Genomic DNA, 17,993 nt, shown 5'->3' with positions numbered 1-17,993 from the left:
TTTGCTTAATTAATCATGACCCTTTTTACTCTACAATATAGGTAGTCTTCCATCTCCATTGGGTGATGCAATTCGGCTAGTCCTCCGAGTCCTTCTCCAGTAACAAGGTATCTATTAACTGCTTCTCGACATGTTTGTCTAGCTGTGACTCCTAGCAAATATCTATCGATTGCAGCCGATTCAGCTGAGACCCATTGCTTTAATGCATTCAAAAGAAGCGAAAATGTCCTGAATTCATCTGAAGCTAATTTTTAGGATTGTTCATTCAGTAGAGTTCCAATACCATTTAAAATATTGTCTATGATATTTTTACATTTAGTACATCAAGACCTTGTTCTTCTATAAACCCCTTGTAAAATCAACGTATTCGGACATTAAGCGCTTCTTTTGGGACTTTGTTAAATTAATCTCACTCTTGTAGCGCCATATTTCATCAACTACAATCTTTCTCAATTCATTCCTAAATATTACTAAAATCGGATGTTTGAATGAGTTTCTCTTTACCCACAACAACTTATTAATCCACGCGATCCCAATATTAACTGCATTCTCTGCTTTACCCTACTTATGATACGGTTCACCCCGATTAATCTTCACCGCCCGGTAAATCTGTTCCACCAGCACCAACCGCATCAGCTGATGTGGCAAAGTCATCCTTCCGAAGCTCAGCTTCTGCTGAGCGCGACGGAGGACTTCGTCAGAGAGACCATGACTGCCGCCAATGACGAAGACAACATGGCTTGTACCGTAGGTGCCGAGCTTGTCCAATTCCTCTGCGAGTTCTTCCGAGCTCCACAGTTTGCCGTCAATGGCGAGCACAATCACGTGTGCTTCGCTTTTCACATGAGTAAGAATACGCTCGCCCTCTCGCTCCTTGACCTGTCGAACCTCCGCCTCGCTCAGTGTATCAGGAGCCTTTTCATCGGCTACTTCGATCATTTGAAACTTAATGTACGGGCCCAGCCGTTTAGCGTATTCCTGAATTCCCATGACCAAATACTTCTCTTTTAACTTGCCAACACCTATAAGCTGAATAAACAAATTCCATACCCCTATCTATGTCGAATAATAATGTAAAATCGCATTTACGATCCCTAACATGAAAAGATACCCTTAACATAGTTATTTTAGCACCTGAAACGTCTCTTACCTATCTATTTCCTCTCCGCTACGAGCCTATTCCCTGTTCAGGTCATAGCGGATTATCCATTACGCTCTTCACAATGAAATGCCTATCCGTTTCGTATTCATCAAGACTCTGCATTAGCATCTGTCGGTATTGGCTGATTTGTTCCGTAGTCGCTGACTCACGCAGTGATTCAAACAATGCTGTACATTTCTTAAATTGACCATCATTGCCCGACTGATCGGCTAGTTGCATCGCCTGCAAAGTAAGTCCCACTGCATCCTGTAATCTATCGTACTCCCGATAGTACAAAGCCAAGTGATAGCAGTAGCTATAATAGTAAGATATGTTCTCTGCGTCTTCATAACTCCCGAATTCATCAATCTGCTCTGCAAACGTATGTAAAATATCCTCTACATCCAAATGATACATAAGCGCTGCCTGTAATACGGTATTCAGCCCCGGTAATATTTCCTCTAGATTATCCTGTAAAAAGGCTACGTATTCCTCGACAAGCTCTATATTTCCAGACAAAATTTCTACTGCATATAAATTAGTTTTGGCTAAAAACCTGAACTCCTCGACAACCTGATTATCTTCTTCCTTTAGATCCTCCATCCACCCCAGCTCAGCATACTTATAGATGCACTCCCTTGCCTGCTCATATGTACCCTGGTTCTGGTGAGCCATTCCACACATCAGGTGACTGAGCCCAAAATAATATACCAATGGACGTTCTAAATGGACATGCGGAATGGGTAATTCCATTGCTTTATGATACTGTCGTTCTTCATAGATACGCTGTACACATTGGTACAAAATATCTGCCGTTTCCATCACCTTCTTCCAATTTTCAAAAGTCACAGCCATCTCTAACATTTCAACAATGATGTCCGGTTTGAGTGATTTCAGGATAGAAGTTCTCAAGAGTAGCTCCTCCTTATGTTTCCATTTAGAACCAATTGTATAGAAAGTGAAAAAGGAGGTCAATATAAAAAGTACTTAAGAGTACAGTTTTATATGTATTTATTTTGTATAAGATGGTCTGTAACGATATTCTCTCCTCTTCTAACCTTAAGTGGAGGTGATTACATGAGTTTACCAGAAAGTGTCGGAAACCGAATACGAGAACTAAGAAAAGCTAAAGGATGGACACAGGAACAACTGGCAGAAGCAGCAGGACTTCATTACAGTTATATTGGTGGAGTAGAACGTGGAGATCGAAATATTTCATTGGAGACGTTGGAAAAAATAATTCTAGCATTAAAGGTTCCACCCTTTGAACTTTTTCAATTCGATGAAAATACAGATCGAAAACAAATCATAAATGAACTTATGTTACTCATAAATTCAAGAGAAACAACAGAGCTCGAAATTCTTACTACTATAACTAAAAATATTGTTGGTTTAGTCGAGTTACAACAAAAAAAGAATTGAACAATTTTTTCTACCTGACTTCTACACTTCATCTTCCATAAGCTTGTTATGAGGTGGTTAATATGACAAAATTACGGAATTCGGTTGGGGAAAGAATTAGAACGATTCGGAAAGCTAAGGGATTAACACAGCAACAACTTGCGGAACTTTCAGGATTAGATGATGCATATATCGGATCGGTAGAGCGTGGCGAAAGGAACTTTTCGATTGATACCTTGGAGAAAGTGTTAACTGCCTTAAACGTGTCTATCAGTGAATTAATGTTTTCCAAAGAACATATGACTAAAGACGAAACGATTCGGCAAGAGGCAATAGATGAGTTTGTAGCGTTGACCAGCAGATTGAATGAGGAGCAAATCGGCATTCTCAGACGAGTTAGTAAAGAAGTTTCACGTGCGTTCAAGTAAGTCATGCCATCCTATAAAGGCCTTAAATAATACAAAAAAAGAGCACCGCACAGGTGCCCTCCAAACGTTTTATAAAAGATACTCAAGCATACAACATAAAAAAGCTCACTTCATGTCCCAGTTGCTTCAGATAATTATAAATCTGCGAACGATGATGGAATACGTGGGTCAAGATCTCAATCTGCCATTGAACCTGCAAATGTCCATGCTCCATATAGAAAGCTTTCGTCGAACGGTTCAGATAATCGTCTTCGCTGAGTGAAAGAATGTAAGCCTTATAAGCCTCAAAATTCTGCCTGAAAGTCACAGCCAAGCGCTCGGGATCTTCCACCCCGGACAGGCTGCTTTCAATGCTTCCCACTTCACCCTCAGACTTCTCCTGCATGATCGCAAGGTCCGAAGCTGGGATAAGTACAAAGTGATGTACTAACTCCAGCAATGAGCGGAAATTATCCTGTGGGCGAAAGCCCCAATCCTCTGGGCGTATTTTACGGATCAAGGCTTCCCCCGTCCGTACTCCCGTCTCCAGCTCATTCAGCAAATGATCGCGAACTTGCAGCGTTCCACTCATATTTTCATCTCTCCTTTGCCATTCTTGTTCATATTTTCAGTATAGCCGAAGCCTCTGGGCGTGTATTGTAAAAATCGGACAACTTCCGTAAATCCTTAGCCGCGGTAAGTGGAGAATCTCCATAAAACCTGCGAAAATCGCGGATCAGATGCGCCTGATCGAAAAAGCTATGCTTCAATGCCAGCTCCGTCCAATCCAGCCCCCCGCCGCTTTGGATGCTGTGCAGAACGCTCTGGAAGCGGACGACTTCACTGAACTTTTTCGGGCTGATTCCGATCCATTGTCCAAACTTACGATTGATCTGCCTTTCACTGATCGCCTCACGCTCCGCAAGCTCCTTAACCCCCACACTCCCATCGCTCACAAAGATGCGATGCAGCAAGTTTTTCATCAGGTCACAATCGTTCGTGCGTTGGCGCAGCAGAAGCTGGTTAAGATACTTATCCATTATGCGCATCCGTTCATTGAAATTCTGCGCTTCCATAATGCGCTCACCTATGATGGTGATGCTTTCGGGCCAGAGATCTTCCAAGCGATAATTACCGCCTGTAAACAAGTGAGTCGGCATCCCGTGAAAATAATGTGCCCCGCCCGGAAAAAATCGCACCGCAAAAATACGTGTCTCGGACCCTGCTTGTCTGGCGGACACAAATGGTTGCGTAAATGTCCCGCAGTACGAGAGTTCCTGACGCTTATTCACCGGATCGTATTCTAATAGAATATCCGTACAGCCGTCAGGTAATACCCGCTCCATGGTTTCTTCGTACGAAGCTGCTAGATTCCCCTCTACCACCCTATTAGCCGGACCGGACTCCCAATAACAGGCCACGTAAGCTTTCAGCGCGGCAGACGGCTTTTGTTCGATATAATACGTGGACAAATCACTTCCATTGACTTGAAGCGGACGAAATAACGAATGCAGTAAAGGGTCCATCCATCGTTCACTCCTGTCTCAGTACGTGGTAGGGATAAATATAGCTCTATGTATGAGTGTTTTTGCAATAAATCCTGGTATACAAAAAGGACGTTTCTGCCCGAAACGCCCGTGCTTGTTTTTTAGACGACCAAAAACTCGGCTTTGTTCTCACATTCCTTGCACTTCACTGGAGGGTCCCAATCCGAAAATTTCGTTTCCTTGAGATCGACGACATCCGGTGCATCCTCGTATTCATCGACGAACATATCAATTGCCAGTTCCACATGCTCTTTACATACCACGTACATTCCAGTTGCATCCCTTTCCGTTTGAAGCTCTTCCTGTTGTAAGTGTGTCAAAACTGCCTTCTTTTGTTCTACCACACTTGACGCGGAAAGGAAAGGGCTTGCCCACTATCCCTGACGTTTGGTCTTAAAAATGAGGAAATTACTGACGTTCAGGTCTTCACGGAAATGGGGATATTTCTCCAGCATGTCAGCAGACGGCTTCGGTTCGATCATCCCATCCAACAACAAGCCTGCCTCAACAATGGTCTGTACATAGCTGCCCAGCGTACGGTGAAAGTACAAAAGCTTTTCTTCCTGATCATAAGGGATCGCTTGCTCCAAAGGGCCTTCGTTGAAATATTGATCCACTTTCCAATACAGCTTTTTCCCTGTCTCGTCCTTCACCCATCCACTCTGAGGCGTCAGAAAGCACGGATGCAGAATAGAAAAAATAAAGCTGCCTCCTGGAACTAATAACCGCTGCATTTTGGCAATCGCCCGCTCATAATGAGCCAAGTCCTGTATGACCATATTGGACACAATCAGATCAAAGCTCTGGTCCCCGAACATCTCTAGCTTTTCCAGATTGCCATGGTGATATGTAATTCCCAACGTTGACGGCGTTCGCTCTTTGGCTAGCCTCAGCATCTCTGTCGAGTAATCGACAGCCTCTACCCAAGCACCCGCCCTGGCCATTTTCCGGCTTAGATAACCTTCGCCACAGCCGGCATCCAGCACTTTTTTGCCCTCAAGGGGCCCCATACAAGCTTGCAATGCCGGATTCAGCAGGACTTCGCGAGACCGATCCCCTTCCTCCGTGTACTTGGCCGTAAAGTTTCCTGCATGCATATCCCAGCGTCGAATGGCCTCTTCCGTGTCCCACTTATTCATATTCATCTCCTTCTTTCTTTTGTATTTACAAATCCGATGCTATACTACAATCCACGTAGGGCCATAGATTCTACACTCATTTCTGTATTTTTTCAATAATAACGCTTACAAATTTAAAATATCTAATTAACACATGATTTTTATATAAATTATACAGGTATTCCATATTCAAATAGTATGGTAGTGTTTTATTAGAAAGCGCTTTCAAAAATAACTTTGTAAAGGGGCCTGTTATGTTAAAACGAAGACCCGTTTCATTGCTGTCGTTGACGCTTGCCATCACTCTATTGTTATCTACGTTCGCATCCGTCGCCGCTGCTGCCGAATCTGACGAACAAGCACCACAAGCTGCGGCTGCGAGCAGCATGCAATCGTATGTAGAAGCCATGCAGCCTGGATGGAATTTAGGAAATTCTCTGGATGCTGTCGGCGCGGATGAGACAGCCTGGGGCAATCCGCGCATTACCCAGGCGTTGATTCAGCAAATTGCTGCCCAAGGGTACAAAAGCATACGCATCCCGGTCACCTGGGATAAACACATTGGAGCAGCACCGAACTATACCGTTGAGTCTGCCTACATGAACCGTGTGGAAGAGGTTGTTCGCTGGGCACTAGATGCCAATCTGTACGTCATGATCAATGTCCATCATGATTCATGGACGTGGGTAAGCAGTATGGAGCCCAAACATGATGAGGTGCTAGCTCGCTATAACGCATTATGGACACAAATTGCCCCGCGCTTTAAAGACCAGCCTAACAAGCTGATGTTCGAAAGTATTAACGAACCCCGTTTCTCCGAAGGAGGGACTACGGATGAAGCGAAAATGAACCAGATGCTCCAGGAACTGAATATATCCTTCCACAAAATTGTCCGTGCTTCTGGCGGTAAAAATGCCACTCGTCCCCTTGTTCTGCCTGGTTTGGACACCGCACCTGCTCAGACCAAAATCAATGAGCTGTACAACACGATAACCAAGCTGAACGATCCCAACCTGATTGCCACCGTCCACTATTATGGTTATTGGCCTTTCAGTGTAAATATTGCAGGCCATACTACTTTTGATAAAGATACTAAAAACGATATCATCCAAACCTTTGATAACGTCTATAACACCTTTGTAGCCAAGGGGATTCCGGTCATTGTCGGTGAATATGGCCTGCTCGGCTTCGATAAACATACAGGCGTGATTGAACAGGGCGAAAAGCTAAAATTCTTCGAGTTCCTGACCTACTACATGAAGGAGAAGAAAATAACAGGCATACTCTGGGATAACGGCCAGCATTTTAATCGCACAACGTACAAATGGTCTGACCCTGAACTCTTTAATGTTATTAAGGCCAGCCTAAAAGGGCGTTCCTCCAATGCAGACCGTGACCTCATTCACTTGAAGAAAGGCACCCCTACTCAGGATACCAAGATTACTTTAAACCTGAACGGCAATCAGCTGAACACACTCAGTGCTAACAGCAAGCAACTAACACAGGGCACCGACTATACGCTGAGCGGAGACATATTAACCTTCAAAGCCAGCTTGCTCACCAGCCTGACCACTTCCGGTAAATATGGGGAGAATGCCGCCATTACCGCTAAGTTTAACAAGGGGGCAGACTGGAATTTTAGAGTCGTCGTGTATGATACCCCAAAATTAAGTGCTGTCGAAGGGACTACTCAAGCCTTTACCATTCCAACAGACTTCCGTGGTAGCCAGCTTGCCACGATGGAAGCCGTGTATACGAATGGTGGTAACGCCGGTCCACAGGATTGGACACCCTATAAAGAATTTGGCAATACCTTTTCCCCTGCCTATGATGCCAATGGGATCAAGCTATTGCCTGAATTTTTTAATAGTGTAAAAGATGGTGAAGTCACGCTAAAGTTCCACTTCTGGAGCGGCGATGTGGTGACATACAAGATCACTAAGAGCGGAACCCGTGTAACGGGAACGACATCTTAATCTAAGGCGCAGCAGAAGACCGAAAAAGGCGTTCCCGGAACTAAGCCGGTGAACGCCCTTTTATAGTTAAGCCTATAAATTAAACCTTAGCCTTCCGGCTTATCTGTTAATTTTAACGTCACCGATTCTTCCTTGCCTGCCCGGTAAAAAGTAACTTTCAGCTCATCGCCAATCTTCTTGTTATCGTACAAGTAGCGACGTAAATCCAGCGTAGAGTTAATCGGTTCGCTATCAAACGTTGTAATGACATCGTTCAGCTTCAAGCCAGCCTCTTTGGCAGGACCGTGGGCTTCCAGAACGACTGCTCCATTCTTCACGCTGTCCGGCAGCTTGAGCTCCTTGCGCTGAGTTTCATCCAGCGGTGCATATTCATTATTGAGATCGACCGTGTATACCCCCAGATAAGGGCGGGTGATCTTGCCGTCCTCAACCAGTTCATTCACCGTTTTCATTACCTCATTGGCGGGAATAGCGAAACCAAGTCCCTCAACACCAGTATCAGCGATTTTCATCGTATTGATGCCAATCACACGTCCGTCCAGATCGACCAGCGCGCCGCCGCTGTTTCCCTCATTAATCGCCGCATCGGTCTGGATGACATGCTGCTCCCAGTCATATACCCCATCCTGATTAATGGAAATCGGAATGATGCGATTCGTATAGCTTACTATACCGGAGGTAAGCGTATCTCCCAAGCCAAGCGGGTTGCCAATAGCAATGACCGTTTCACCCAGACGAAGTTTGCTGGAGTCGCCGATATCCGCTACTGTGCTAATGCCTTTATCGTCAACTGCCAGTACCGCGATATCACTAATGCGATCCTTCCCGATCAGCTTTGCCTCTTTTCTGACACCGTCTACCGTTACAATATCCAGATCATCTGATCCTTCGACCACATGGTTATTCGTCATAATGAAGGCTTTGCCCGAACTCACTCGGAAAATGACACCCGATCCAAGCGCAGATTGTTCCGTACTTTTACCCTCTTCATCTTTCAGATTCACGATGCTAACGACGGCTGGGCGCACTTTGGCTGCCGCCTGCACAATCCGGTCATACGGGTCACCCGCTGCTTGCCGCAAGGGATAGTGACTGGCTCCGGTTACCGCTGTAGTGGAGGGCAGACCTGTAATAAAGCTGAACAGAAGCACGGCAATCACTGCACTGACTGCACCGCTAATGACAGCAGCTTGCACCGGACTTACTCCACGCTTCCTGTGTGGCCAACGTCCCCGTCCTCCACGGCGCGCCTTAAATGCCATTTTTTTAGCCGCACGTGTGGATACCTTCGTTGAATAAAAATCGTCCTCAAACAAGCCCATGCTAATCCTCTCCCCTTCGTTGTCATGCACCGACACTCACTAAAAAATTAGGGCTATTCGGGCTTGCGCCAACCTATGCTACAGAGAACCTGCTCCGTTGAACATCTCAAATGGATTGAATATCCCTTATCATCGGAATCCAGCAACCAATCGTTCCGGCCTACTTATTAATCACCACAAATGGTGCCTTCCTAAGCAACCGAATCTCATAAATTAGCATACACGCCGAATCTGACTCCGAATAGAGGAAAAAAGAGGAATGATTTCCAAACCAATGGACTACAATAGTAACAAGTCTTCTATTCTATTACAAAATGATCGTCTCATAGAGACGTTCTGGCCTGTTCCCGTCCGCTTAAAGCTGCCTATACTTTCGATGAGAGCCTTCCTTCAGAAAGCTTTCCGTTGTTAGCTTTATTGTATCACAGCACTTAGCAAAACCACAGGCAGAACCAAGCTCATTGCACGCCATTTCTAAAATATTTTTTAGGAGGAATATATGATGAATTCACATCGTTCGGCTATGGATGAAGTTCGCATGGCTGCCAAGCTGGCGGATTTGAAAGACGAGCATTACCGCAATACACTGGCGCTAAGTACATTGATTGAACTACTGGTGGACAAAGGCGTAGTGACCCGTGAAGAGGTAGAACGCAAAGCCGCCGAGCTGGACAGCTTTATGGCTCACTTACCTTATCCCAAGGTGTAGGACGATCATAGTACGTATCACACAATCGAAACTCACTATCCTTGTAAAAACAGCCGCGGTCTTCCATCGCCCCACGCACAGTCAGCTTCGCAAGTTCCATCATATTGTGGTCGCGGCTCAAATGTGCCAAATACGTTCGCTTCGTCCGTCCTGTCAGCAGCTCGCTAAGAATCGCGCCCGCCATCTCATTAGATAAATGACCGATATCGCTGAGAATACGGCGCTTGATGTTCCACGGATAACGACCCATACGCAGCATTTCCACATCATGATTAGACTCCAGCACCAATACATCCGCATCTGATATCGCCTGTTTCACTTTGTCGCTGACATAGCCAAGATCGGTCGCTACACTCAGCTTCTCCGCCCCATCATAAAAGCTATATCCTACAGGCTCGGCCGCATCATGGGATATACCAAAAGACTCCACGCGTAATGACTCAAATTCTCGTGTTGCGCCTGTCTCCAATATTCTACGGTTATCGTCTGCAATTTGCCCAACAGCATTGCTGATGGCAAACCATGTCTTCTCGTTAGCATATATAGGTAAATTATATTTACGCGCCATGGCGCCTAGTCCTTTAACATGATCGGAATGCTCATGCGTGACCAAAATACCATCCAACTCTTCTCCGCTCAGATCGCGTTCTTTCAGCAATTCGTCAATACGCTTCGCACTGAGACCTGCATCGATGAGCAATGTCGTGTCTTCGTTCCGCACAACGGTAGCGTTGCCGGTCGAACCGCTCGACAGCACGGTAAATGAAATCCCCATATCTGTTCAAGACCCTTCTATATGTTCTGTCTTTGGACTAATGACATCTCCGTTCATCTGCACATAATACACACCTTTCCCGTTGTCCAGCATAAACCGCCACACGGGGGCAGCCACCTGACTATCGGAGTTAAAGGTCTGTCCGTAATAACCGAGTCGGATATCCTTCACAATCGTATCACGCGGCAAATAGCCATCGATCAGCCTTGCCAGTGCTTTGGACGCAGGCAGCATTTTCTTTGCCTCATCCGAAGGCTGGAGCTCAACCTTAATTTTGCGATACCCTGTAATTTTCTGATTGCTGTAAAACAGAGCCAACTTCACATTAAATAGCGGCCACTTGCCCTGAACCAGCGGATGAAGAACAAAAGCATCTGCTTGTCCGGATGCCAATTCCTCCTGAACATCCAGTGGATCGTACTGAAAGTTATCGATATCCTTGATTTGTGGCTCCAATGCCTCAACTAACGCATCATGAGTGAATACCAGTTTGCTGTCCACCGGCTTCACCAGCTGCACACGATCATCCTTTTCTCCACTATGAACGTATGTGTAAGAGAGTTTAGGCAGCTGCGGGGTATCGCCGGGAATCGGAGCCAGCACCTGAATGCTTTTCTCTTCCATTAAACGCTGCGTATTTTCATCCAATGAAGTAAAATCCAGACTCGGCCCTGCCGTTTCCTGCGCATCATGCCACAATTGGTAACCCAATACCACATTGAGCAGCAAAAATGTACAGATCAATACGTTTTTGGCGCGGCTCCAATCCATTCCCGTTCCCCCTTCCTGTCACCTCTTTGTCTCCCGGTCTGGCTTCGTTTGTGTTGTGTTGGATGCTGTCGTTACAGGAACAGCAAGAATTTCTGCAACAGAACCGTCACCGAACGAAACGCGCCATTCAGGAGCAAGCTTCAATCCATCATTGGTCAGCTCCGGTTGATATACGGGAGTCAGATCCCGAATCGTCTTCCCTTTGCCTACAGTCTCCAGTTGCTTCTTCAAAGGCTCGCCGCCCGGCAGCATAACCTTCTTCGAGGATTGCTCTCCTCCCTTGAGATACAGCAACGAACGTTCATAGACAGAAGCCGTTTCCTGCTGGATTTGCAGCGAAATCGTACCAAAGCGGAACGATGGTGTGTCGAGCACTGGATAAGCACCATAATACTGCTGAAACATCACAGATGTACGATTTTCATCACTGCTCCTCAATTTCAGCTGATACGAAGCATCCCAACCGCCATGCTGATTCACAAAATCAACTGCGGCCAGCACATCCCTAATCGGGCTGCTTCCACCCGCTCCTGGCGCACTCGGATCGGTATAGCTCATCCAACGTTGCTCCTGCTTGATTTGCAGACTACGTTTGCTATCCGTATAAATTTGGGAGCCGTCCTTCTCCTGAATATTACGCGTAATCCCCGGATCGAAAAACAAATTCCGCTGCATTTGCTCTGTCGTAAACAATCCAGCATGCACTACAGGCTGCGTAGTTTCCAGATCATCCACGGGAATGTAGTACTGATTATTCACCAGCTCGTACAACGGGGCATTTTTACCGAAATTCACATGCTGGCGGATGTCCTCTACTGTCATATCGAACTGGTTCGCCTCATACACCACATCGCCTCTGGCACTGAAAAAGAGCGCGTGTGGCTTGGCATTCTTTTCGTCTATATAGATCCAAATGCGGTTAATCGTCTCTCCCTGAAACACCGAATCCGGCGTCAGACGCATAACCCGCTCCAGTAATGAAACCGGGACTCCGCCTGAAAAGGATAATTCGATGCCTTCGTTTTCGCTGCGAATCTGTGCCCAGTCCGCCGATTGAATACTTCGACGTTGAAAGTTGTTAAAGCTTCGGCTTTCCAGCCGTGTATAAATTAAATCGTAAAAAGTAACACCCGGATAAAAAACGGTATGCTTCTTCTCACCTTGGTGAATTAGCATTTTATCAGGAAACACGAGGTTCTCAATCTTTTCCTCCTGCCCCATGCTTTCGGTTTTGACATAGTTCGTTTCTGAAGTGAGTACAGAATCACTGCCTGGAAGGCGGTAAATTAAAAAATAAGTCTGTACCAGGCTGGAAGCAACCAGCAAAATAAGCGTCCAGGACTTCAAACGTTCCTTCACTGTGCTTCCCTCCCTTCACTCGACATGGGTAGCGTAAAGGTCGTACAGGTTCCCTGACCGTATTCCGACTCCAGAAAAATCTGGCCCCCATGCGCCTTTACAATTTCCCGGGCAATCGACAGTCCCAGTCCCGTGCCGCCCATATTGCGCGATCTCGCCTTGTCTACACGATAAAACCGTTCAAAAATCCGGTCCAAGTCTTTTTTGGGAATACCAATTCCGGTGTCTTGTACCGAAATGGACAGCATTCCCTCACTGTTGCGGCGAGCTTCGATCCGAATACTTCCGCCATCTGGCGTATATTTCAGCGCATTGGACATCAGGTTGTCCAGCACCTGCTCAATTTGGTCCCGGTCGATCACGACTTTACCGATTCCCTGCTCTACGAACATCCCTGAGCGAATGTGTTTTTGCTTCATTTGAAAAGAAAACCGATCTGCGACTTCGTCCAGCATCTCCATCACATCGGCAGGTTGCATCCGCAAAGGCGCCTCATTGGAATCAAGCCGTGACAGATGCAGCAAATCCGTAACCAACCGGATCATACGCTCTGTCTCGTTGCGGATCACGCCCACAAAACGCTCTGCGAGCTGCGGTTCAGCCATCGCGCCGTCATCCAGCGCTTCAGCGTAGCTGCGGATGGTCGTCAACGGAGTGCGCAGCTCATGGGATACATTCGCTACGAATTCCCGCCGTGTCGTCTCCATCTCCTCCTGCTCCGTCACGTCCTGGAGCACGGCAATCGTCCCCGTAATGCCAATTTCCCGCCGATGAATCGGCGTGAATGTCACACGGATGACGATGGGTTCATCCTGACCAGCTGGCTCCAGCTGCAAGAGCGTGGAGGCCGAAGAACCGCTATACAGGGCCTCGGTTTCCTCCGGGTCGATCCCCAGCAGTACCGCGATATGCCTGCCGGTCATTTCGTTCTCGTTCACGCCCAGCATGGCGCTGGCCCGACGGTTGACCAGAATGACCCGGCCATTGTCATCAGTAGCGACCACACCGTCGCTCATATTGGTCAAGATGGAGGAGAGCTTCTCCTTCTCCTCTTCATTTTGGGACAGTGCCTCACGCAGACGGCCTGTCATATAGTTAAAGGCCACGCTGAGCCTACCGATCTCATCTTCACCAAATACAGGCATCTGCTGGTCGAATTTGCCCTCGGCAACCTCCGTTGCATGGCGTGTCATTACCTTGATCGGGTGCGTAATCGTATGGGCCAATACCACGCCCAGCACAGCCGTCAACGCGAGCGCAATGAGCATACCTGAGAGAAACACATTGTTAATGCGTTTCATCGTATCGTAGAGCTCGGTCATTGAAGCGGCGATGTATACCGCGCCGACAATCTTGCCTTGGCTGATAACGGGCTTGGCGACGACCTTCTTGCGGACATTATCTTCGTCCACCATGTATTCCTCGTTATCTCGGATTCCTTGGAGTGCGCGGCTGACTACTGTCTGCGTATTTTTGCGTCCGACATAATCGGCGTGTGAACCTTGGGAAGTAATTAATACTTTCCCGCTGGCATCCAGCACCTGAATTTCCGCGCCGCTGAAATCGAATAAATTATTCACGCGTGCACGTAGACTTTCCACGCTGTCCTCTTCCATTTTGCCGTCGCTGCCACTCAGATCCTGCTCCGCAAGCACGGACAGCATCTCCGCCCGTGCTTGCAAATCCTGCGTAAAATTACTCGTGAGGGAGTTCTTCATCGAGCTGACAAAATAAACCCCTATCAGCTGCATAGCCACCAAGATCAGTAGCACATAGATAATAATCAGCTTTGCATGAATGGTACGAAAGAAAGACAGCCATTTCATGCCCGCAGGCCACCTTTGCCCCCGCTCACGATATATCCAAGGCCACGGCGTGTCAGGATGGTCTCCGGCTTGCTCGGATTCTCCTCAATCTTCTCGCGCAACCTCCGAATGGTCACATCCACTGTCCGCACATCCCCGTAGTATTCGAAGCCCCACACCGCCTGGAGTAAATGCTCTCGCGTCATGACCTTTCCAGCATTCTTCGCCATATAGTGCAATAGCTCATATTCGCGGTGCGTCAGGTCAAGCGGTGTTCCGTTTTTGTAAGCTGTATACATATCCGTATCAAAAAAGAGGTCGCCCACACGCAGCCCCTGCTTATCTTCCTGCGGTCGGCTTTCCGACGCGCCTGCCCCGCCGCGTTGCTGTCTGCGCATCTGTGCCTTCACTCGTGCCAGCAATTCCCGCGTGCTGAACGGCTTTGTTACATAATCGTCCGCGCCCAGCTCCAGCCCCAGCACTTTGTCGATTTCGCCGTCCTTAGCGGTCAGCATAATAATCGGCGTCTGGAGCTGATGTCCGCGCACCTCGCGGCATACGTCCATGCCGTCCATGCCCGGCAACATCAGGTCCAGCAGGATCAGATCAGGCTGCTGCTTGACCGCAATATCCACCGCGCTGATTCCATCGAAGGCGCAAATCACCTGATAGCCCTCTTTTTCTAAATTAAATTTCAAAATATCAGCGATGGGCTGCTCATCATCCACTACCAGAATCGTTCCCTGCATACAGCGTTCACCTCTTCTCACGGATCATAATCTATAATTAATTTTCGTTTGTCAGTACCTATAAGATGTTTATTCTATTCTATCATACCTGTGTGCCATTCCATTACTTCTCCAGACCCTTTTCTTTACGCAGAAAAAAACCATGCCTGCACCTACTGTTAAGCATGCAGAAAAACATGGTCTTTCCCCTTGATCCTCATAAATCATGTACCTCTCGATATAAACATCCAACCTATCTTAAATACGTCATTGGATTGCGTGGCGTATTATCTTTACGAATTTCAAAATGCAGATGCGTTCCGGTCGAGCGTCCTGTGTTCCCCATGACCCCGATCGACTCGCCTTGCTGAACCACCTGTCCTACATGAACGCCAATGCTGCTCAAATGCCCGTACACGGTTTGGTAGCCGTTGCCATGATCAATCATAATGACATTTCCATACCCATTCTGCTGACCTGCAAATGATACTACGCCTTCATCTGATGCGTGAATGTCAGCACTACCGACCAAGTCCACACCCTCATGCATACGTCCCCAGCGTGCGCCAAAGCTACTCGACATCGATGCCCCGGACACCGGCCAAGCGAACTGTCCTGAGCCTTCTCCCACAACCTTCGTTCCTCTAAGAACCACCTCAGTAATAGACGGCTGTAGCACCTTTTGACCGAGCCATTCCTCTTGCACGACCTCACCGTTCTCCTTGGTCAAACGATAGTCCATCTCTTTAAGACCTGCTTGTCCCGGTCGGACCACTTTAGTAACTCCTGCCTTCAGTTCATCGCTCTGGCGAATCTCAACCTCAGGCTCGATGGCAATCTGTTCGACGACCTTCTCTACTGTTCGCACCGTAACCGGAGCCTTTGGAGCAGTAAGCTTCAATTCGTCCCCAATTTGCAAGTACAGCTCACGCGAGCCGGGATTGTTCTGCTTAATCTCCCAAGCGGTCATATTAAATTTAGTTGCAATCGACGACAGAGAATCGCCTTCTTGCACTGTATACGTGATAGGAGCCTCACGCCCCTCAGTCAACACTTTGACTGCCTCAGTCTCCGTCAGCACCTTGTTCGGGTCTGCTTTCACAGGCTCGTACGCGATTTTCTCACGGATACTGGCAGACTCCAGCCATGCTTTAGGGGTTTTAGTACTAGCACTCGTATGGCTGCTGCCCACGGATGTTTTGCGAACCAGCCCCTTGATGCCTGTAGATGTACCCTCACCCACAGGTGTGTACTTCTTCTGTACTTGCTTTAAAGCCGCCTGTGCAGTCGCTTTGTCCTTTACAATACCAACCGTCTGTCCGTTGACCTTCACTTCTACCCCTTTGGCATACGCTGTCAGCATACCATCCAGCTTCTTCAGCGTAGCTGCGCTGTCAATATCCGCTTTATATGCCTTCTCAATATCTGTCGTTACCGCGTTCGTATTGAGCACCATATCCACGCCGGGATACTTATCCTTATACTGTTTGCTCTTCGTTGCGTATAGCTGTTTAAGTTGTTGCTCATTCAAGATATTTCCGACCTCGACGCCCTTTACATACACTTTATAATAAGGAACTGTGTTAGCCCCGACATACTGATTACTTGCAAAAATAAGACTGCCTGCAATCACCACACCGCCTGCCGTCCAGCCCAGCCATTTTCTTCGACCGTTCCACCACTTTGCTAATTTCCCCGTTTCTACAGCAGACTTGTCTGCAACGTTGGAAGCTGCATTCCTGCTGTCTGGTGAATCCTGCTCCTTCAAAACCTTCATGACTCTCTCCTTTTCAGCATATCTTATCTCTATATAAATGCGTTCTTTATTGGTCTTTCACACTATGAATTTAGCCTGTATTCACAAGCATCTATGATATTAGTCGCTATCTATCATTGCATAGTTGCGTAAAAGGTTTCAAAAATTTAACCTTTTCACAACACTGTTTACTTTAACATAGCCTTTACAAAGAATTCAACTACACCCCAATTACTTCCTGACACGCAAAAAAATCCGCGCATGGCGCGGATTCTACAATCCTATTTTGAGCATAAGCATTGCCCATGAATTCATCTAGACAAACTAACCCATTTCGCTCTATATCTTGTTCATTGGAAGTCGCTTATTGGATTTTTGTAAAATACTTATTTAAGCAAAGCCATCAGCTTGTTATATTCCTCTTTGGTCAAATACTTCGCAAGCACCTGCTGAATATCCTGAAGCTCCTGCTCAGTGAGACCGCCTTCCATCGCGGCTGATATTTTCTGCATCTCCTCCGGCGGCAGCTTATTCATCAGAATCGCAAAAATTTCCTGTTTCTGTGCAGCCGGTAAGTTGTTCTTCTTCTCTGTCAAATGGTCGGGCGTAATCACTAAATCATGGCCTTCAATACTCGTTTCGGGTGTAGTTGTACCTTCTGCCTGCTTCCGTGACTCGTTGCCTGATGTTCCGGCCGACGCAGCCCCCTCCTGAGATACCTTGCCATTGGCTGCGCCACCTGCCTCACTTCCGCTTTCTTCTAAGCCCTGTCCCATGACAGGCAACGCATCATCAGGCGGTGTTACACTTCCCGAGCCACTTCCTGTCGTCTTGTTCTTCCCCGTGTCTGTGCTTGGGTCAGTGCCCGCGCTGCCTTTTAGCCAACCCAATCCCCATATGGGCTGTTGATCAAGCTGAATGTTAAACTGCCGTAGCAGCGATTGAACATAAGCATTAACGACTACACCTGTCACTGCCAGCGTTAGTGCGCTAACCAACACGACCGTCATTCCTTTTTTGAGCAGCCATCCAAGCCACCTCATATCCCGTTACCTCCTTATACGCATCCTGCCATGTGTGTATCATCATGAAGTGCATATAGATCAGTATTGACGAGATATGACGATTTTTAACCCATGAAATATGTAAAACTAGCACCATTCAATAGGAGATGCCAC

General features: G+C 47.1%; 18 protein-coding genes. 4 read left to right on the top strand and 14 right to left on the bottom strand.

Annotated elements, in window-relative coordinates:
• Positions 1-561: 561 nt before the first annotated feature.
• Together rlmH and G9G53_RS04025 are read right to left on the bottom strand one after the other, a co-directional pair.
• Positions 562-1,041, bottom strand: coding sequence for a 23S rRNA (pseudouridine(1915)-N(3))-methyltransferase RlmH (gene rlmH, locus G9G53_RS04030; RefSeq protein ID WP_069290734.1), 480 nt, complete (start codon positions 1,039-1,041; stop codon positions 562-564).
• Positions 1,042-1,192: 151 nt separating this feature from the next.
• On the bottom strand, positions 1,193-2,053 hold the full coding sequence (locus G9G53_RS04025; protein ID WP_165145467.1) for a DNA-binding protein: 861 nt from the start codon (positions 2,051-2,053) through the stop codon (positions 1,193-1,195).
• A 165-nt stretch (positions 2,054-2,218) separates the two neighbouring features.
• On the opposite strand from G9G53_RS04025, the gene G9G53_RS04020 reads away from it, so the two are divergent.
• Both G9G53_RS04020 and G9G53_RS04015 read left to right on the top strand, forming a co-directional pair.
• Positions 2,219-2,563 carry a helix-turn-helix domain-containing protein gene (locus tag G9G53_RS04020; RefSeq protein WP_069012356.1) on the top strand — a complete coding sequence of 115 codons (345 nt, stop codon included), beginning with the start codon at positions 2,219-2,221 and terminating at the stop codon, positions 2,561-2,563.
• Between the two features lie 62 nt (positions 2,564-2,625).
• Entirely contained in the window at positions 2,626-2,970 is a 345-nt protein-coding gene (locus G9G53_RS04015; RefSeq protein WP_165145465.1) for a helix-turn-helix domain-containing protein, read from the top strand.
• Between the two features lie 82 nt (positions 2,971-3,052).
• Here the strand turns inward: G9G53_RS04015 and G9G53_RS04010 are convergent, their stop codons facing one another.
• From G9G53_RS04010 to G9G53_RS03995, 4 genes are all read right to left on the bottom strand, one after another.
• Positions 3,053-3,541 carry a DinB family protein gene (locus G9G53_RS04010; protein ID WP_165145463.1) on the bottom strand — a complete coding sequence of 163 codons (489 nt, stop codon included), beginning with the start codon at positions 3,539-3,541 and terminating at the stop codon, positions 3,053-3,055.
• 28 nt (positions 3,542-3,569) lie between these two features.
• Entirely contained in the window at positions 3,570-4,475 is a 906-nt protein-coding gene (locus G9G53_RS04005; RefSeq protein ID WP_165145461.1) for an AraC family transcriptional regulator, read from the bottom strand.
• 122 nt (positions 4,476-4,597) lie between these two features.
• The gene (locus tag G9G53_RS04000) at positions 4,598-4,765 is read right to left on the bottom strand and encodes a CxxH/CxxC protein (protein ID WP_007433184.1); all 168 of its coding nucleotides are present in this window, start codon (positions 4,763-4,765) and stop codon (positions 4,598-4,600) included.
• A gap of 105 nt (positions 4,766-4,870) precedes the next feature.
• Positions 4,871-5,635: a class I SAM-dependent methyltransferase gene (locus G9G53_RS03995; protein ID WP_165145459.1), complete on the bottom strand. Its 765-nt coding sequence runs from the start codon at positions 5,633-5,635 to the stop codon at positions 4,871-4,873.
• Positions 5,636-5,868: 233 nt separating this feature from the next.
• On the opposite strand from G9G53_RS03995, the gene G9G53_RS03990 reads away from it, so the two are divergent.
• Positions 5,869-7,590 carry a cellulase family glycosylhydrolase gene (locus tag G9G53_RS03990; RefSeq protein WP_165145456.1) on the top strand — a complete coding sequence of 574 codons (1,722 nt, stop codon included), beginning with the start codon at positions 5,869-5,871 and terminating at the stop codon, positions 7,588-7,590.
• Positions 7,591-7,676: 86 nt separating this feature from the next.
• Here the strand turns inward: G9G53_RS03990 and G9G53_RS03985 are convergent, their stop codons facing one another.
• Complete coding sequence (locus tag G9G53_RS03985) at positions 7,677-8,912, bottom strand: S1C family serine protease (RefSeq protein ID WP_165145454.1); 1,236 nt, start codon at positions 8,910-8,912, stop codon at positions 7,677-7,679.
• A gap of 502 nt (positions 8,913-9,414) precedes the next feature.
• Between G9G53_RS03985 and G9G53_RS03980 the strand changes: the two genes are divergently transcribed.
• Complete coding sequence (locus G9G53_RS03980; RefSeq protein ID WP_025723164.1) at positions 9,415-9,621, top strand: hypothetical protein; 207 nt, start codon at positions 9,415-9,417, stop codon at positions 9,619-9,621.
• Here G9G53_RS03980 and G9G53_RS03975 read toward each other — a convergent pair.
• The 7 genes from G9G53_RS03975 to G9G53_RS03945 all read right to left on the bottom strand — a co-directional run bounded on the left by G9G53_RS03975 (position 9,590) and on the right by G9G53_RS03945 (position 17,858).
• Positions 9,590-10,396 (bottom strand): MBL fold metallo-hydrolase, encoded by an 807-nt coding sequence (locus G9G53_RS03975; RefSeq protein WP_023991120.1) that lies wholly within the window; start codon positions 10,394-10,396, stop codon positions 9,590-9,592. The genes G9G53_RS03980 and G9G53_RS03975 overlap by 32 nt on opposite strands.
• A 6-nt stretch (positions 10,397-10,402) precedes the next feature.
• Complete coding sequence (yycI, locus tag G9G53_RS03970) at positions 10,403-11,167, bottom strand: two-component system regulatory protein YycI (protein WP_165145452.1); 765 nt, start codon at positions 11,165-11,167, stop codon at positions 10,403-10,405.
• Positions 11,168-11,185: 18 nt separating this feature from the next.
• Positions 11,186-12,526, bottom strand: a complete 1,341-nt coding sequence (locus G9G53_RS03965; RefSeq protein ID WP_165145450.1) for a YycH family regulatory protein — start codon at positions 12,524-12,526, stop codon at positions 11,186-11,188.
• Complete coding sequence (walK, locus tag G9G53_RS03960) at positions 12,523-14,277, bottom strand: cell wall metabolism sensor histidine kinase WalK (protein ID WP_430627999.1); 1,755 nt, start codon at positions 14,275-14,277, stop codon at positions 12,523-12,525. Before walK ends, G9G53_RS03965 begins: the two co-directional genes overlap by 4 nt.
• Positions 14,278-14,348: 71 nt before the next feature.
• Positions 14,349-15,080, bottom strand: a complete 732-nt coding sequence (gene yycF / locus G9G53_RS03955) for a response regulator YycF (RefSeq protein ID WP_025723159.1) — start codon at positions 15,078-15,080, stop codon at positions 14,349-14,351.
• Between the two features lie 232 nt (positions 15,081-15,312).
• The gene (locus G9G53_RS03950; RefSeq protein ID WP_165145448.1) at positions 15,313-16,836 is read right to left on the bottom strand and encodes a M23 family metallopeptidase; all 1,524 of its coding nucleotides are present in this window, start codon (positions 16,834-16,836) and stop codon (positions 15,313-15,315) included.
• Between the two features lie 365 nt (positions 16,837-17,201).
• Positions 17,202-17,858 carry a hypothetical protein gene (locus G9G53_RS03945; protein ID WP_165145447.1) on the bottom strand — a complete coding sequence of 219 codons (657 nt, stop codon included), beginning with the start codon at positions 17,856-17,858 and terminating at the stop codon, positions 17,202-17,204.
• Positions 17,859-17,993 lie beyond the last annotated feature (135 nt).

Source organism: Paenibacillus sp. EKM206P (assembly GCF_011066155.1).
GTDB lineage: Bacteria > Bacillota > Bacilli > Paenibacillales > Paenibacillaceae > Paenibacillus > Paenibacillus polymyxa_D.
This window is presented reverse-complemented; position numbering and strand designations above follow the sequence as displayed.

Excerpts from the sequence above, each read along its gene's own strand:
- G9G53_RS04010 (WP_165145463.1), bottom strand. The coding sequence starts at position 3,541 with ATGAGTGGAACGCTGCAAGTTCGCGATCATTTGCTGAATGAGCTGGAG.
- G9G53_RS03990 (WP_165145456.1), top strand. The coding sequence starts at position 5,869 with ATGTTAAAACGAAGACCCGTTTCATTGCTGTCGTTGACGCTTGCCATC.
- G9G53_RS03995 (WP_165145459.1), bottom strand. The coding sequence starts at position 5,635 with ATGAATAAGTGGGACACGGAAGAGGCCATTCGACGCTGGGATATGCAT.
- G9G53_RS03985 (WP_165145454.1), bottom strand. The coding sequence starts at position 8,912 with ATGGGCTTGTTTGAGGACGATTTTTATTCAACGAAGGTATCCACACGT.
- G9G53_RS04005 (WP_165145461.1), bottom strand. The coding sequence starts at position 4,475 with ATGGACCCTTTACTGCATTCGTTATTTCGTCCGCTTCAAGTCAATGGA.
- G9G53_RS04015 (WP_165145465.1), top strand. The coding sequence starts at position 2,626 with ATGACAAAATTACGGAATTCGGTTGGGGAAAGAATTAGAACGATTCGG.
- yycI (WP_165145452.1), bottom strand. The coding sequence starts at position 11,167 with ATGGATTGGAGCCGCGCCAAAAACGTATTGATCTGTACATTTTTGCTG.
- yycF (WP_025723159.1), bottom strand. The coding sequence starts at position 15,080 with ATGCAGGGAACGATTCTGGTAGTGGATGATGAGCAGCCCATCGCTGAT.
- walK (WP_430627999.1), bottom strand. The coding sequence starts at position 14,277 with ATGCAGCTGATAGGGGTTTATTTTGTCAGCTCGATGAAGAACTCCCTC.
- G9G53_RS04020 (WP_069012356.1), top strand. The coding sequence starts at position 2,219 with ATGAGTTTACCAGAAAGTGTCGGAAACCGAATACGAGAACTAAGAAAA.
- G9G53_RS03980 (WP_025723164.1), top strand. The coding sequence starts at position 9,415 with ATGAATTCACATCGTTCGGCTATGGATGAAGTTCGCATGGCTGCCAAG.
- G9G53_RS03945 (WP_165145447.1), bottom strand. The coding sequence starts at position 17,858 with ATGAGGTGGCTTGGATGGCTGCTCAAAAAAGGAATGACGGTCGTGTTG.
- G9G53_RS03950 (WP_165145448.1), bottom strand. The coding sequence starts at position 16,836 with ATGAAGGTTTTGAAGGAGCAGGATTCACCAGACAGCAGGAATGCAGCT.
- G9G53_RS04000 (WP_007433184.1), bottom strand. The coding sequence starts at position 4,765 with ATGTACGTGGTATGTAAAGAGCATGTGGAACTGGCAATTGATATGTTC.
- G9G53_RS03975 (WP_023991120.1), bottom strand. The coding sequence starts at position 10,396 with ATGGGGATTTCATTTACCGTGCTGTCGAGCGGTTCGACCGGCAACGCT.